The following is a 15605-nucleotide window of genomic DNA, read 5'->3' on the forward strand; positions in this document are numbered from 1 at the left end:
GTGAACGGTGTATCACCTTAGTGACCGGTAAATGGGTTGCTACGCCGGGAGCCGCTCTGGTGTCCTGTCCCCAGTTCGGACGAGCTGGAGGAGCAGGAAGATGCGGGCAACTGTCGTGTCCCACGAGACAGAAGGAGTCAGCCAATCAGAGGACATGACGTTCGGTGCGAATGCTCAATTTGGGGATTTTGGCGCATGTAGACGCCGGTAAGACCAGCCTGACCGAGCGGCTGCTGCACGCCGCCGGGGTGATCGACGAGGTCGGCAGCGTCGACGAGGGCAACACCCAGACCGACTCGCTGGCGCTGGAGCGCCAGCGCGGCATCACCATCAAATCCGCGGTCGTCTCCTTCGCCATCGGCGACACCACGGTCAACCTGATCGACACGCCCGGCCACCCCGACTTCATCGCCGAGGTCGAGCGGGTGCTCAACGTGCTCGACGGCGCCGTCCTGGTGGTCTCCGCGGTGGAGGGCGTGCAGGCGCAGACCCGCGTGCTCATGCGTACGCTGTGCCGCCTCGGCCTGCCCACGCTGATCTTCGTCAACAAGATCGACCGCCGTGGCGCCCGGTACGACGGCGTGCTGCGCGAGATCACCACCAGGCTGTCTCCCGGGGCGATCGCCATGGGCACGACCACCGGCCTCGGCACGCCCGCCGCCGCCTTCACCGCGTTCGACGGTCAGGCCGCCTTCGCGACGAGCCTGATGGACGTGCTCGCCGCCCAGGAGGACAGGCTGCTGGCCGCGTACGTGCACGACGAGACCTCCCTCACCTACCCCCGGCTCCGCGCCGAGCTCGCCGCCCAGACCGGGCGGGCGCTGGCGCACCCGGTGTTCTTCGGCTCGGCCATCACGGGGGCCGGGGTGGAGGCGCTGATGGCGGGCATCGAGGAGCTGCTGCCCGCCGCCCAGGGCGACCCGGAGGGGCCGGTGTCGGGGACCGTCTTCAAGGTCGAGCGGGGGCCGGCGGGGGAGAAGGTCGCGTACGCGCGGATGTTCGGCGGCACGCTGCGCGCCCGCGACCGGCTGAGCTTCGGCCCAGGCCGGGCGGGCAAGGTCACGGCGATCAGCGTGTTCGACGGCGGCACGGCGGCGCGGCGGCAGGAGGTGACGGCGGGCCGCATCGCCCGCCTCTGGGGCCTGGCCGACGTCCGCATCGGCGACACCATCGGCCACCCGCCCGAGGCCGGCACGCTCGGCCACCCGCCCGAGGCCGGCACGCTCGGCCACCCGCCCGAGGGCGGGGTCGAGGAGGCGGGCGCAGCGCGGGGTGCGGCCGGTCGGCCGTTCCGGGGCACGGAGGCGCACTTCGCGCCGCCCACCCTGGAGACCGTCGTGGTCCCGCGCCGGCCCGCCGACAGGGGAGCGCTGCACCTGGCGCTCACCCAGCTCGCCGAGCAGGACCCGCTGATCGGCCTGCGCCAGGACGACCTGCGCCAGGAGGTGTCGGTCTCCCTCTACGGAGAGGTCCAGAAGGAGGTCATCCAGGCCACCCTCGCCACCGACTTCGGCCTCGACGTCACCTTCCGCGAGACCACCACGATCTGCGTCGAACGCCCCTCCGGCACCGGCGCCGCCGTCGAGCTGATCTCCGTGGACCCCAACCCGTTCCTCGCCACGGTGGGCCTGCGCGTCGAGCCGGGGGAGATCGGCAGCGGGGTGCTGTTCCGGCTGGAGGTGGAGCTGGGCTCGCTGCCGTACGCGTTCATGCGCACGATCGAGGAGACCGTGCACGAGACGCTCAAGCAGGGCCTGCACGGCTGGGAGGTCGTGGACTGCGTGGTCACGCTGACCCATTCCGGCTACTACGCCAGGCAGAGCCACGCGCACGGCAGCTTCGACAAGAGCATGTCGAGCACCGCCGGCGACTTCCGCAACCTGGTCCCGCTGGTGCTGATGGCCGCGCTGCGGCGGGCGGGCACCACCGTGTACGAGCCGCTGCACCGCTTCCGCCTGGAGCTGCCGCCCGACACGCTGGGGCCGGTGCTGCCCGTGCTGGCAGGGCTGGGCGCGATCCCGCGCACCCGGCTGTCGTCCGTGGTGGAGGGGGAGATCCCGGCGGCCCGGGTGCACGGGCTGGAGCAGCGGCTGCCGGGGCTGACCAGGGGCGAGGGCGTGCTGGAGTGCGACTTCGACCGGTACGAGCCCGTACGCGGCCCGATCCCCGAGCGCCCGCGCACCGATCACAACCCGCTCGACAGGAAGGAGTACCTGCTGCACGTGGTCCGGCGGGTCTAGCCGCCGTCCTGGTCGGAGTCGGCGGCGAAGACGATGGCGCCCACGTAGCCGTCGCCCTCCTGGCCGACCTTCATCAGCATGCCGTCCTGGTAGATGGTGTCGCCGTCGTTGAACGTGTCGCGCCCGGTGCGCTCGGAGTAGGGCGCCTTGGCCATGACCACGCTGTTCAGCTCCTCGTCGAACATGATCTGCGTGGTCAGCACGCGCTCGCTGCTGACGTGCACCATGGCGTGGATGTGGATCGTGCGGCCCCGGTACCAGCCCGGCCAGATGGTGGTGAACTCGACGATGCCCTCGGCGTTGGTGACCTGCGCGCCGCGCAGGTAGCGCTTGTCGTCCGCGGGTGTCAGGTCCATCGAGCCGTCGCCCTCGCCGCCTCCGCCGGGGCCACCGCCGGGTCCGCCGCTCGGCGGGGGACCCGTGGGCGCGCCTCTCGGGGGTGGGTTGCCGCCCCCGCCGGTCGACAGCGACTCGGCGCCCGAGTACAGGCCGGCCGCGTCGCAGTGCCAGATCTCCACCACCGCGTTCTTCAGCGGCTCGCACGTCTCGCTGTCCTGCACCTTGATCGCGACCCGCAGCCGCACGCCCTGCCGGTCCTCGCGGATGTCGCTGCGCACCTTGTCGGCGTCGAAGTAGTACGGGCCCTGCGTGGTCGTGGCGGTCAGCCTGCAGGTGCCCGCGCCCTCGAAGAGCGCGGCCAGGTCACCGGTCGTGGCCGTGGTGGCCTGCGGCGTGACGGTCGCGCCCGTGGACGTGGTGACGGCCGACGTGCCGGAGCCGGAGCAGGCCGCCAGCAGGGTGCCGAGCCCGATCGAGCTGATGCCCGCGAACAGGCGCCGGCGGCTGACCCGCTGGCCGTCGTGGTCGTGTCCCACTGAGAATCCTCCGATGTGTCCCGATTTGCTGGGGACCACACCGTAGGCCGGGGCCTCTTACCCGTGCCTTTGCCGAGGATGAAGTTCTCGTGAGGAATCTAGCCGGGGTCGGCGGACATGACGATGGCGGCGAGGTAGCCGTCGCCGTCCCTGGTGACGTGCGCGAGCATGCCGTCCTGGTAGATGGGGTCGTTGCCGTTGAACGTGTCGCGCGGCGTCTGGTGCCCCCGGTACGGCGGCCGCGCCAGCACTTCGCGGTTGAACGCCTCGTCGAACATCAGCTCCGTGCACAGCGCCCGCGTCCCGCCCACGACCACCATCACGTGGATGTGCACGGTCCGGCCCGGGTACCAGCCCGGCCAGATGGTGGTGAACCGGACGATGCCGTCGGAGTCGGTGACCTGCGCGCCGCGCAGGTAGCGGCTGCGGTCGGAGGGCTTCAGGTCGGTGAACGTCGTCCCGGGTCTGACCTGGACCTTGCCGCCCTTGCTCAGCACCTCGCGCGACTCCGTCTCGGCACCCGAGTAGAGCCCACCGGCATCGCAGTGCCAGATCTCGACCACCGCGTCGTCCAGGGGGCTGCAGGTCTCGCCGTCCCGCAGCTTGATCGCCAGGCGCAGGCGCACGCCCTGCCGGTCCTCGCGGATGTCGCTGCGCAGCGTCTCCGTCTCGAAGTAGTAGGGGCCCTGCTTGGTGCTCGGCGTCAGCCTGCACGTCCGGGCCTTGGCGAACAGCGCGTCGGCCCTGGCGTACGGGTCAGGGCCGGACGTGGCGTGCGCGCCGGCGGTGAACAGGCCGCCGAGCCCGAGCGAGCCGACTCCGGTGATCAGCCGCCGCCGGCTGACCCGCCGGCCTTCGTGATCGTGTCCCACGGAAGTTCCTCAACGGTCAGGAGCTACTTCCCCGGAACATCTCACGATCGGGGCGATTTTCCGCGCAGGCTGGAGCTCGTGTCGAGACGGTCGAAATCCTTTTCGGTCGATACCGAACTGTAACCAACTGTTCGCCAGCTGATCAGCAGCCACGGATTGCTGTTCCAGCACCTCAGAGTGCATGCACCGGGTTGCAGTCAACGATTGACAGCCCTGACTCGGCCGGTCTACTTTCCCGAAAACCTTTCAGGTTGTCCCGACTCATCGCTGTTAGCGCTCACATTCCTTAGGGGCGAAATCATGAGACGACGATGGGCGGCGGCCATCGCCGCGGCACTCCTGCTCCTGCTCACCGACGCCCGGCCCGCGCTGGCGGGCGCGCCGATCACCACCGCGATCTACACGGCCGACCCGGCCGCGCTGGTCGTGGGCGACACCCTGTACCTCTACACCGGCCACGACGAGGCCCCGACCGGCGGCACGAACTTCGTCATGCGCGACTGGCACGTCTTCAGCTCCACCGACGCCGCCACCTTCACCGACCAGGGCGCGAAACTGTCGATCTCGAACTTCTCCTGGGCGGGCGCGGACGCCTGGGCGAGCGAGGTCGAGCGCGGCGCCGACGGCCGCTACTACTGGTTCACCTCGGTCAACGGCAACGGCCCCGGCTGGATGAACATCGGCGTGGCCGTCGGCAACAGCCCCACGGGCCCGTTCACCGACGCCATCGGCGGCCCGCTGATCAGCGACAGCACCCCGAACTCCTCCCCGCTGAACATCGACCCCACCGTCTTCACCGACGACGACGGCCAGGTCTACATGTACTGGGGCTCCTACTACGGCCTGCGCGCCGTCCGGCTCAACGCCTCCATGACCTCGACCGTCGGCTCGGTGATCACCCCGAGCGGCGTGTCGAACTTCTGGGAGGCCCCCTGGATGTTCAAGCGCAACGGCGTCTACTACCTCGCCTACGCCGCCAACGACTCGGGCTGCTCCCAGCCGGGCTACGCGTGCGTCCGCTACGCCACCGCGAGCAACCCGCTGGGCCCGTGGACCCACCGCGGCGTCGTGCTCGACCAGGTCAGCTCCACCACGAACCACCCGGCGATCATCGAGTTCAAGGGCCAGTGGTACATGGTCTACCACAACGCCGCCGCCCCCGGCGGAGGCGACTTCCGCCGCTCGGTGACCATCGACAAGCTCTACTTCAACGCCGACGGCACCATGCAGAAGGTCGTGCAGACCGGCGGCCCGACCACCCCCGGCAACCTGGCGGCCGGCGCCACGCCGTCCACCTCCTACGTCTCACCGTGGGAGACCCTCGGCGCGATCAAGGACGGCTACACCCCCGCCAACTCGCAGGACCACAGCCACGGCGCCTACGGCAACTGGAACCACCAGGGCACCGAGTGGATCGAGTACCAGTGGCCCACCGCCCAGACGATCTCCCGGTCCGAGGTGTACTGGTTCGACGACAACCTGGGGATCGACCTGCCGGCCTCCTGCCAGGTGCAGTACTGGAACGGCAGCGCCTACGTCAACGTGCCCGGCGCGTCGGGATGCGGCGTGGCGGCCAACACCTTCAACGCCACGACGTTCACCCCCGTCAGCACGACCCGCCTGCGCCTGAACATCACCTCCAGATCCGGTCACTCGACCGGCGTGCTCGAATGGAGAGCCTTCTCATGAGGCGTGCCCTGTTAGCCCTGCTCCTCGTCGCTGGCCTGGTGACGGCCCCCGCCGCGTACGCCGACCAGACCATCGGCTACCCCACCTTCAGCGGCCCGGCCGTCCCCGCGCCGCCGGGCACGTACACGACCGGCGACTACATGCGGGCCATCCACGACGCCGAGAGCTCCGGCACCGACTTCTGGATGGACCGCCTGCTGGCCCGCTCGGGCAACGACCCGGCGGGCACCTGGCTCATGACGCGCGGCCGGGCGCTGTTCATGAAGACGCACACGCCCGGCACGCTCGGTTTCGCCGGGCAGGCCGCGTACTGGGAGAGCATCAGCGACAACAACGCCTTCACCGTGGCGCTGACCCCCGGCACGTTCACCGAGCAGGTCGGCTCCCGCTGGCAGGCGCCCAGCCACTGGAAGAGCCGCCACACCAGCGGCTCCATCACCGTCAACCAGACCAAGTTCATCACCGACAACAACGTGGCCGTGGCCAACCTGGCCATCACCAACGGCGGCTCCGCCTCCACCACGCTGCAACTGCGGGCCACCTCGCCGTACGCGACCAGCGGCAGCGGCAGCGAGCTGACCGGCCAGGTGAACGCCTACAACAACCTCACCACCCTCTACCCCCGGCTCACCTGCGACGGCTGCGCGGTCTCCAGCGGCGGCCTCAACCGCTCGCTCACGATCGCCGCCGGCGCCACGGTGACGGTCAAGGTGGTCATGGGCTTCGTCACCAGCGAGCTGCCGGCCTCCCGCACCGAGTACGACGCCTACGCCGGCTACTCGGCCGCCACCGCGTTCGCCACCCACGTGCGCGCCTACAACCGCTGGTGGGCCGAGAACGTGCCCTACATCGACGTGCCCGAGCCGGCGATCAAGAAGAACATCTACTACCGCTGGTGGCTGATGCGCTTCAACCACCTCGACGCCGACATCCCCGGGCAGACCTTCCAGTTCCCCACCTCCACCGAGGGCGTGCTGGGCTACAACAACGCGATCGCGCTGACCCAGCCCATGCACATCGACGACCTGAAGTACCTGCGCAACCCGATCTACGCCTACGGCGACTGGCTGAGCGTCGGCCAGACCTCCAAGAACGGCCGCTTCCTCGACAACCCCGGCGACCCGGAGAACTGGTCGAACAGCTACACGCAGTACATCGGCGAGGCGGCCTGGAAGAGCTACCAGATCCACGGCGGCCAGCCGGCCATCGCCGCCAACCTGGCCCGCTACGCCGAGCAGGACGTCAAGGGCCAGCTCGCCCACTACGACACCGACAACAACAAGCTCATCGAGTACGACTGGGGCGCCTTGACCGGCAACGACGCCGACGCCGTGTCGTTCCACTGGAAGCCGGGCCGCATGGACCGGGCCGAGGCCGCCTACCAGTACAGCGGCGCGCTGGCCGCCGCCCAGGCGTACGAGGCCATCGGCAACACCGCCAAGGCCACCGAGCTGCGCACCCTGGCCACCCAGATCCAGAACGCCATCGTCAACGTGTTGTGGAACCCGGGCAGGCAGCTCTTCGAGCACCGGCTGAAGTCCACCAACGAATGGGTGCCGTGGAAGGAGATCAACAACTACTACCCGTTCGCCGTCGGCGCGATCCCCAACACCGCCACCTACAAGCAGGCGCTGCGCCTGTTCGACGACCCGGCGCAGTATCCGATCTTCCCCTTCTACACCGCCAACCAGGCCGACAAGGCGGCCTCCGGCACCGGCAGCAACAACTTCTCCACGATCAACTCGACCGTGCAGTTCCGCCTGCTCTCCTCGGTGCTGCGCAACTATCCCAACGAGTGGATCGACCCGACCTGGTACAAGAAGCTGCTCTACTGGAACGCCTGGGCGCAGTACGTGGGCGGCAACACCCAGTGGCCCGACGCCAACGAGTTCTGGGCCGACTGGAACGGCTCCTCGATCACCTACCGTTCCTGGATCCACCACAACATCCTGGGCAGCAGCAACTGGACCGTCGTCGAGGACGTCGCCGGGCTGCGGCCGCGCAACGACGCCAAGGTGGAGCTCTCGCCGATCAACATCGGCTGGTCCCACTTCACCGTCAACAACCTGCGCTACCGCAACGCCGACCTGACCATCGTGTGGGACGACCCGGCCGACGGCGTCGTCCGCTACCCCGGCGTGCCCGAGGGCTACTCGATCTACGTCAACGGCAGCCGCGCCGCCACCGTGTCGACGCTGGTGCCGTTCACCTGGGACCCGGCCACCGGAGCCGTCACCACCAGCGGCACCGTCACCCACAACGTCGCCGTCGCGGGGCTGCAGGCTCCGACCCACGTCAGCCACACCAGCGCCCGCATGGTCGACATGCTGGCCAAGGCCGGCGTCGACCTCACCGCCAACCTGACGAACCTCGCCGCCGGCGCCACCGCCACGGCCTCCACCACCGCCTCCGGCAGCTCCACCGCGGGCGCCGTGGACGGCTACCCCATCAACGAGCCGTTCTGGGGCGGCACCACCGCCGGCCAGGACTGGTACGAGCTCAACTTCGGCACCGCCCGCACGCTCAACGAGGTGCGGCTCTACTTCAAGGACAGCCGTCCGGCCAGCGCCACCTACCGGGCCCCGGCCTCCTACGACGTCCAGTACCACAACGGCAGCGCCTGGGTCAGCGTGCCCTCCCAGGCCAAGACCCCGGCCGCGCCGCGCGCCAACTACAACGTGGTGCAGTTCCCCGCCGTCACCGCGCAGCGGGTGCGGGTGCTGACCACGGCCGCCTCCGGCGCCAGGACCGGCCTCACCGAGATCAAGGTGCACAACCGGGGCGGCGTCCAGCCGCCGTCGAACCTGGCGGCGTCGGCCACGGCGAGCGCGTCCTACACCTCCTCCTGGGAGAGCGTGGCCGCGGTCAACGACGGCATCGACCCGCCCTCCTCCAACGACACCGTCAACCCGCGCTGGGGCTGCTGGCCGGAGACCGGGCAGCAGTGGGTGGACCTGACCTGGTCCTCGGCCCGCACGCTCAACCGGGCCGAGGTGTACTTCTTCGACGACGAGCAGGGCATCGACATGCCGGCGTCGTGGAAGCTGCAGTACTGGAACGGCAGCGCGTACGTGGACGTGCCGGGCGCGTCGGCGTACTCGCTGACCAAGAACGCCTACAACTCCGTCACCTTCACCGCCACCGGCACCACCCGCCTGCGGGTGCTGCTCACCGGGAACGGCACCAGCTCCGTCGGCCTGCTGGAGGTCAAGGCCTACGGAACCTGATCCGCCGAGCGACCGCGCCCGAGCCTGGTGGCACCTTGACGTCACCCACGGCTCGGGCGCACCATCACGTCCATCAGCGGTAGTTACTTTCTTACTTTTAGTGACGGAGCGCGGCAGAGTCAGGCAAGCTGCTGTCACAACTTCAGCCGATGGGTGGCGATCACGATGGCAGGCAAGTGGCAGGCAGGCAACCTTCCGGCGGAGCTGACCAGCCTCATCGGGCGTCGCGGCGAGCTCGACCAGGTGCGCCGCGCGTGCCGGCGGTCCCGGCTGGTGACCCTCACCGGCGTGGGCGGCGTCGGCAAGTCCCGCCTGGCCCTGCGCGCCGCCGCCGACCTGCGGCCCGAGTTCGGCGGTGGCGCCTGGCTCGTGGAGCTGTCACCGCTGGTCGACGGCTCGCTGCTGCCGCACGCCATCGCCGAGGCGCTCCGGCTCACCGACCAGACCACCCGGCCGATGGTCGAGGTGCTGGCCGAGCACCTGTTCGGCCGGGAGGTCCTGCTCGTCCTCGACACCTGCGAGCACCTCGTCGGCCCCTGCTCCGCGACGGTCACCACGCTGCTCGACGCCGTGCCCGGGCTGCGCGTGCTGGCCACCAGCCGCCGCCCGCTGGAGGTGCCGGGCGAGCTGGTGTTCGTGGTCGATCCGCTGCCGGTCCCGCCCGCCGGGTCCACGGGGCCGGCCGCCGGTGACGCGGTGGCGCTGCTGGCCGAGCGCGCCGCCGAGACCGTGCCCGGGTTCGACCTCGCCGACCAGGACCAGGAGGCCGTCGGCCGGCTGTGCCGGCGGCTGGAGGGCATCCCGCTGGCCATCGAGCTGGCCGCCGCACGGCTGCGCGAGCTGCCCGTCACGCACCTGGCCGACCGGCTCGACGACCGGTTCTCGGCGCTGGAGGACGATCCCGCCGCCACCGCCGGCCCGCCGTGGCACCAGGCCCTGCGGACCGCCATCGGGTGGAGTCACGAGCTGTGCGAGCCCGCCGAGCGGCTGCTCTGGGCGCGGCTGTCGGTCTTCGCCGGCGACTTCGACGCCGAGGCCGTGCGCGAGGTCTGCGCCGACGAGCGGCTGCCGGAGGCCGACATCGGGCTGCTGCTCGACGCGCTGTCCGACGAGTCGATCCTGACCTGGCTGCCGACCGGCGCGGGCGAGCGCTACCGGATGCTCGACACGCTGCGCGAGTACGGCGCGAGCTGGCTGCGCCACCTCGGCGAGGAGGAGCGCTTCAAGCAGCGCCACCGCGAGCACTACCTGTCGCTGGCCACCCGGGGCGCCGCCGGCTGGCTCGGCCCCGGCCAGATCTCCTGGTACGACCGCATGATCGGCGAGCACGACAACCTGCGCGCCGCCCTGGAGGTGGCGCTGGGCGCCAAGGACGGCCTGCCCGCACTGGAGCTGGCCGGCACGCTGGCGTTCTTCTGGTACGGCTGCGGCTACGCCAAGGAGGGCCGCCACTACCTGCGGCAGGCCCTCGACCTGGGCACCCGGCCCGGCCCGGCGCTCGTGCAGGCCCTGTGGTCCGACGGCCACCTGGCGGCCACGCAGGGCGACGCGGACGCCGCCGAGGCCAGGGCCGCCCAGATCGGGCTCGCCGCGGGCGCCGGCGACGCGTACGCGGCGAGCTGTGTCAGGGCGCTCAGGGCGATGGCCGGGGTGATCCGCGGCAACCTGATCCAGGCGATGGCCGAGTCGGAGCCCGCGTACCTGAGCCGGTGGGCCGACGAGCCGCTCACCATCGCCAAGCTGGTCGGGCTCTACTGCCGGGCGCACGCCCTCACCGTGGACGGGCGGATCGACGAGGCCGTCGCCGTGCTGGAGGACGCGCGCACGCTGTGCGACCGGTGCGGCGAGCAGTCGATGCGCTCCCACGGCGACTTCCTGCGCGGCCAGGCCGAGCTGAGCGCCGGGCGTCTCGACCTGGCCGTCACCTACGGGCAGGCCGCCCTGCGGACCAAGCGGCGCCTGCACGACAGCTTCGGCATCGGCCTGACGGTGGACCTGCTCGCCCTGGCGGCGGGCGCGGCCGGCCGGGCGCACCGCGCGGCCCGGCTGCTCGGGCTGGCACAGCGCATCTGGAGCACCCACGGCCAGGCGCAGGCCAGCGTGCCCGCCCTGGTGGCGGCCAGGAAGGCGTGCGAGGCGGGAGCCCGTGACCTGCTCGGCGACAACGCCTTCGAGGTGGCCTACCGCACCGGGTTCGACAGCGACATCGACGCGGGCATCGCGTACGCGCTCGAACCGGAGGGCGAGGGCCTGCACAACGGGCTCGGCTGACCCTCAGCGCTGTCCGGCCGGGCGGATGATCAGCTCGTTGACGTCCACGCCGGCCGGCTGGCCCATCGCGTACGAGATGGCCTGGGCGATGCTGTCCGGCGGGATGCTCTCCGCCCGGTAGGTCCGCATGGCCTCCCGCGCGACGGGGTCGCTGATGCTCTCGGCCAGCTCCGACTCCACGACGCCGGGGGAGACGGTGGTGACGCGGATGCTCGGGTCGAGCTCCTGGCGCAGCCCCTCGGTGATCGCCCAGGCGGCGTACTTCGTGCCGCAGTAGACCGCCGCCGTCGGCGACACCTGGTGGGCGCCGATGGAGGCCACGGTGATGAAGTGCCCCGCACCCTGCCGCTGGAAGTGCGGCAGCGCGGCGGCGATCCCGTACAGCAGGCCGCGGACGTTGACGTCGATCATCCGGTCCCACTCGTCGACCAGCAGCGCGTCCAGCCTGGACAGCGGCATCACGCCCGCGTTGCCGACGAGGACGTCGATCCGGCCGTGCCGCTCGGCGGCGGTGTCGGCGAACGCGGCCACGTCCGCGCGGTCGGTCACGTCGAGCCGCCGCACGTCGGCCTTGCCGCCGGCAGCCTCGATCGCCGCGGCGGTCTCGGCGAGCCGGTCCTCGCGGCGGGCGCCGAGCACCACGTGGTGGCCCTCGCGGGCCAGGCGCAGCGCGGTGGCCCGGCCGATGCCGCTGCTCGCGCCGGTGATCAGGACGACTTTGCTCTCCATGGTGTTCGCTCCTGTTCGGGTGGCAGGCGCTGAGCGTGGGCTCGCGCCAGGTGTCGAAGGTGGTCGTGAGCATGCCGGGACGGCGCGGCGGCGAATGTGCTCCGCGCGCTTCGAGAGGTGTTCGGGGTCAGGCCGTGAGGCTGCCCAGCAGCGACAGCGCCTCTTCCGACGGGCTGCCCGGGGCGGCCTGGTAGACGACGAGCTGCTGGCTGGGTGCGCTGTTCACGGTCAGCGACTCGTAGTGCAGGGTCAGCGGGCCCACCAGCGGATGGCGGAAGCGCTTGGTCTCGTGGGTCTTCTGGCGGATGTCGTGGCGGGCCCACAGCTTGCGGAAGGTCTCGCTCTTCAGTGACAGCTCCCCGACGACCTCGATGAGCCGCGGGTCGTCGTAGTCGGTGCCGGCGGCGGAGCGCAGCCCGCCGACGGTGTTGACCGCCACCCGGTCCCAGTCGGGGTAGAACTCGCGGGCGTCCGGGTCGAGGAACACCAGCCGCACCAGGTCGTGGCTGTAGGCGTGGCCGTCGAACAGCGCCTTGCCGAGCGGGTTGGCGGCCAGCACGGTCAGGCACCGGCCCAGGACGACGGCGGGGGTGTGCGGCCAGGCCGCCATCATGCGGACCAGGTTGGGGCTGACCTGCTCACGCCGGGGGCGCGGGCGCCGCCTGGCCGGGGCCGGGCGGGAGAGCTGGTGCAGGTGCGCGGCCGCGTCCTCCTCCAGCTCCAGCGCCCTGGCCAGCGCGTCGACCACCTGGGCCGACGGGTGGCGCTCGCGGCCCTGCTCCAGCCGGACGTAGTAGTCGGTGCTGACACCGGCGAGCTGCGCGACCTCCTCGCGGCGCAGGCCCAGCACGCGCCGCCGGGTGCCCGCGGGCATGCCGAGGTCCTCCGGCTGGAGGAGCTCGCGGCGGGCTCGCAGGAACTGGCCGAGCAGGTTGTCCGTGTCCATGTTTCGAGGCTAGGCGAGGATGAGGACAGGAAAGAGTGCCCAAGCTGGGTGGGATACACCCACCTTCGAGCGGCAAATCTCTGATTATGAGTAAAAATGCCGAAATCTACAGGCTTGCCGGGATTGTCATTGCCTGCGTAGGGCTGATGATCGCGGCCTGGGTCGGCGGCTGGGCCGCCATCGTGGGAGGAGCGGTGCTGATGGTGGCGGGAGGCGTGCTCTACATCATCAACCACGACGGTTTCGTCATCTGAATGACGCCGGCTGAATGGGGTTGGCTGAATGGGGCCGGCTGAACGGCCGAGGGCGGGCGGCCCGGATGGGAGCCGGTGAGGGGGCCGCCCGCCGCCGGGATCCGATCAGCGCAGGCGACCCGCCCCCGCGCCCGCCGGCACCAGGTACCTGAGCACCTTGGCCGGGTGCACGCGGGGGACCAGCGTCGGGGTCCAGCCCGCCTCCGTGCCGAGCGCCGTGCCGTTGGCCTCGTTGTACGCGGCCACCACGTCGGTCGCCACGCCGTCCACGAGGTTGTCCTTCGCCGTGATCGCCGTGCCGTTGAACACCGTCAGCACCTTCGCCGCAGCGATCCCGTCGAAGGCGTTGCTCTCGGCGTAGACCTTGGAGCCGAAGCCCACGCCGATGCTGTAACCGTGCCCGGGGCCGCCCTTGTAGTAGTTGTTGTACACGTGCACCTGCCCGAACCGGACCCGGGGCGTGCGCTGGCCGAGCGACTCGAAGTAGTTGTGGTGCAGGGTGACCTTGAGCTTGTCCTCCTCGCCGTAGCGGGACGGGCTGTCGGTGTTGCCGATCAGCGTCACCTTGTCGTGGCCGCTGAGGTGGTTCCACGACAGCGTCACGTGATTCGACCCGCGGACCACGTCGAGCAGGCCGTCGTGCACCTGGTACGGGCGGCCGAAGTAGAGCGGCTGGCCCGAGTCGGGGTTGTCGCCGTCGTTGAGCGTGTTGTGGTCCAGCCACACGTGGGTGGAGCCGGAGACCTCCACGTTGTCGAAGGAGGCGTTCCAGTTGCCCTCGGCGCCGTCGGTCGGGTCCCACTGCGGGAAGCAGTCGGCGGTGTCGGTGATGGTCAGGTTGCGCACGATGACGTTGTCGGCGTTGCTGATCCGCAGGCCGAAGCTCTTCAGCGCGGCGTTCCTGCCCAGGCCCATCAGCGTGACGTTGGCGCCGACGGTCACCGTGACGTGCTCGGCCATCTTGGCGTACGACGCCTTGCGGGCCTCCTCCAGCGGCCCCGAGGGGACACTGGTCCTGCCCCAGACGGCCGGGTCGTAGGCGGCCAGGTAGGCGGGCAGGCTGTAGCCGTTCACGGCGTAGTCGTCGCAGGTCAGCGGGTTGCCCGCGGCGTCGGTGTCGGCGTCGATGGCGCCCTTGACGTAGACGATCCTCGGGGTGTTGTCGGCCGGGTCGCCCAGCGCGGCCAGCAGCTCCGCCCTGGTCGAGACGACGTGCACGTCCTCGGGGCGGGCGGCTGAGCCGCCGGTCGTGCCGGTCGTGGCCGCGGCCCAGCCGTCGTCGCGCGGCAGCACCTGGCGGCCGGGCTCGGGCCTGATGGCGGGTCCCGGGCGGCGCACCGGGTTCCAGCCGTCCGAGCCCGCCAGGTACCTCTCCGGCGTGTACGCCCTGGCCTGCTCCGCGGAGAGCTGCGGGCGGTCGTCGTTGACGGTCGCCCCCGGGCCGTGGTTGCGGTACTCGGACAGGCGGGCCTCGCGCCAGTTCAGCCCTGACATGTCGGTCCAGGGCGCGTCCTTGAACTGCTGGCCCAGCCACGACTCCCGCACCAGCACCTGGCCGCGCGCCGTGGCGGAGCCGCCGGCCGGCCACGGGCGGCCCAGGTGGAACGTGCGGGCGGGCGCGTCGCTGACCAGGTGGCTGCGGTGGATCAGGAACCCGTACGGGTTGGTGATCTCCGTGCTGGCGGCGGTGACGTAGCCGTTGTTGTCCGTGCTGCCCCGGCTCAGCGCCTTGATCACGCAGCGGTCGAACACGGCCGTGGCGCGGCCGAAGATGAAGTCGACGTCGCCCTCGACGTAGCAGTTGTGGAAGTACTGCCGGGCGAAGGTGGTGGCGGAGCCGGTGTTGGCGTACAGGGTGTCCTGGTTGCCGAGGAACCTGACGTTGTCGTACACCTGGCGGTCGCCGGTCGTCCTGACGGCGACGGCCTGGCTGTTGCCGTTCGCGGCCTCGTCGTAGGAGTTCTCGAAGGTGAGGTTGCGGGCGGTGAAGTCGGGGGCGCTGATCACGTACGAGGCGCTGCCCGAGGTGCCGTAGGGGCCGGAGCCGTCCGGCTTCTGCGTGGCCGCGGAGGCGTCGAAGGTGAGCACCACCTCGCGCGGGTCGCGGGTGTCGCCGGCCAGCGTGATGTGCGGTTTGTCGGCGGGGATGACCACCTGCTGCTTGTAGGTGCCCTTGCGGACCAGGATGGTGACGGGCCGGGTGTTGCCCGGGGGCACGGCGTTCACGGCGTCCTGGACGGTCGGGTGGTCGCCCGAGCCGTCGGCGGCCACGACGATGGTGGCGCGGGTGCTGGCCGCGGCCGGGGCCGCGGGCGTCACCGTGGCGATCACTGTCAGGGCGATCATCGGGGGGAGTAACAGAAGTCGCATGCGCAGCCTCGGCAGAGTGCGGCAATCGGTTGCATGAAACGTTCGCCCACCTGCCCTCACTTCGTCAATGATATGCAGTGAAACTGCACTCCATCGGCCAGCAATCGCTTGCAGTGCGGAAGCGGGCTGTTG

At 70.9% G+C, this 15605-nt stretch carries 10 protein-coding genes; 5 read left to right on the forward strand and 5 right to left on the reverse strand.

Annotated features, from left to right (window positions below):
- Window positions 1-188 precede the first annotated feature (188 nt).
- Window positions 189-2240 carry a translation factor GTPase family protein gene (locus AB0I79_RS12555; protein ID WP_357870983.1) on the forward strand — a complete coding sequence of 684 codons (2052 nt, stop codon included), beginning with the start codon at window positions 189-191 and terminating at the stop codon, window positions 2238-2240.
- On the opposite strand, the gene AB0I79_RS12560 is transcribed toward AB0I79_RS12555, so the two are convergent.
- A complete protein-coding gene (locus AB0I79_RS12560) occupies window positions 2237-3115 on the reverse strand; it encodes a hypothetical protein (protein WP_357870986.1) in 879 nt (292 codons plus the stop codon). The two genes, AB0I79_RS12555 and AB0I79_RS12560, sit on opposite strands and share 4 nt — an antisense overlap.
- Before the next feature lie 98 nt (window positions 3116-3213).
- The gene (locus tag AB0I79_RS12565; protein ID WP_357870989.1) at window positions 3214-3987 is read right to left on the reverse strand and encodes a hypothetical protein; all 774 of its coding nucleotides are present in this window, start codon (window positions 3985-3987) and stop codon (window positions 3214-3216) included.
- Between the two features lie 300 nt (window positions 3988-4287).
- On the opposite strand from AB0I79_RS12565, the gene AB0I79_RS12570 reads away from it, so the two are divergent.
- The 3 genes from AB0I79_RS12570 to AB0I79_RS12580 all read left to right on the forward strand — a co-directional run bounded on the left by AB0I79_RS12570 (window position 4288) and on the right by AB0I79_RS12580 (window position 11174).
- Complete coding sequence (locus AB0I79_RS12570; RefSeq protein WP_357870992.1) at window positions 4288-5676, forward strand: glycoside hydrolase family 43 protein; 1389 nt, start codon at window positions 4288-4290, stop codon at window positions 5674-5676.
- Window positions 5673-8903: a hypothetical protein gene (locus tag AB0I79_RS12575; protein WP_357870994.1), complete on the forward strand. Its 3231-nt coding sequence runs from the start codon at window positions 5673-5675 to the stop codon at window positions 8901-8903. The genes AB0I79_RS12570 and AB0I79_RS12575 overlap by 4 nt, the downstream gene beginning before the upstream one ends.
- A gap of 153 nt (window positions 8904-9056) precedes the next feature.
- Window positions 9057-11174 carry an ATPase gene (locus AB0I79_RS12580; protein ID WP_357870996.1) on the forward strand — a complete coding sequence of 706 codons (2118 nt, stop codon included), beginning with the start codon at window positions 9057-9059 and terminating at the stop codon, window positions 11172-11174.
- Window positions 11175-11177: 3 nt separating this feature from the next.
- Here the strand turns inward: AB0I79_RS12580 and AB0I79_RS12585 are convergent, their stop codons facing one another.
- Entirely contained in the window at window positions 11178-11903 is a 726-nt protein-coding gene (locus AB0I79_RS12585; RefSeq protein WP_357870998.1) for an SDR family oxidoreductase, read from the reverse strand.
- Window positions 11904-12030: 127 nt separating this feature from the next.
- Window positions 12031-12849 (reverse strand): helix-turn-helix transcriptional regulator, encoded by an 819-nt coding sequence (locus AB0I79_RS12590; RefSeq protein ID WP_357871000.1) that lies wholly within the window; start codon window positions 12847-12849, stop codon window positions 12031-12033.
- A 35-nt stretch (window positions 12850-12884) separates the two neighbouring features.
- Between AB0I79_RS12590 and AB0I79_RS12595 the strand changes: the two genes are divergently transcribed.
- A complete protein-coding gene (locus AB0I79_RS12595) occupies window positions 12885-13103 on the forward strand; it encodes a hypothetical protein (protein ID WP_357871003.1) in 219 nt (72 codons plus the stop codon).
- 105 nt (window positions 13104-13208) lie between these two features.
- Here the strand turns inward: AB0I79_RS12595 and AB0I79_RS12600 are convergent, their stop codons facing one another.
- Window positions 13209-15449, reverse strand: a complete 2241-nt coding sequence (locus AB0I79_RS12600) for a pectinesterase family protein (protein WP_357871005.1) — start codon at window positions 15447-15449, stop codon at window positions 13209-13211.
- Window positions 15450-15605: the final 156 nt, after the last annotated feature.

It is taken from the genome of Nonomuraea sp. NPDC050202 (assembly GCF_040656115.1).
Lineage (GTDB): Bacteria > Actinomycetota > Actinomycetes > Streptosporangiales > Streptosporangiaceae > Nonomuraea.

What these genes read in the sequence shown, in the direction of transcription:
- AB0I79_RS12590 (WP_357871000.1), bottom strand. Translation starts at nt 12,849, where the DNA reads ATGGACACGGACAACCTGCTCGGCCAGTTCCTGCGAGCCCGCCGCGAG.
- AB0I79_RS12570 (WP_357870992.1), top strand. Translation starts at nt 4,288, where the DNA reads ATGAGACGACGATGGGCGGCGGCCATCGCCGCGGCACTCCTGCTCCTG.
- AB0I79_RS12575 (WP_357870994.1), top strand. Translation starts at nt 5,673, where the DNA reads ATGAGGCGTGCCCTGTTAGCCCTGCTCCTCGTCGCTGGCCTGGTGACG.
- AB0I79_RS12600 (WP_357871005.1), bottom strand. Translation starts at nt 15,449, where the DNA reads ATGATCGCCCTGACAGTGATCGCCACGGTGACGCCCGCGGCCCCGGCC.
- AB0I79_RS12585 (WP_357870998.1), bottom strand. Translation starts at nt 11,903, where the DNA reads ATGGAGAGCAAAGTCGTCCTGATCACCGGCGCGAGCAGCGGCATCGGC.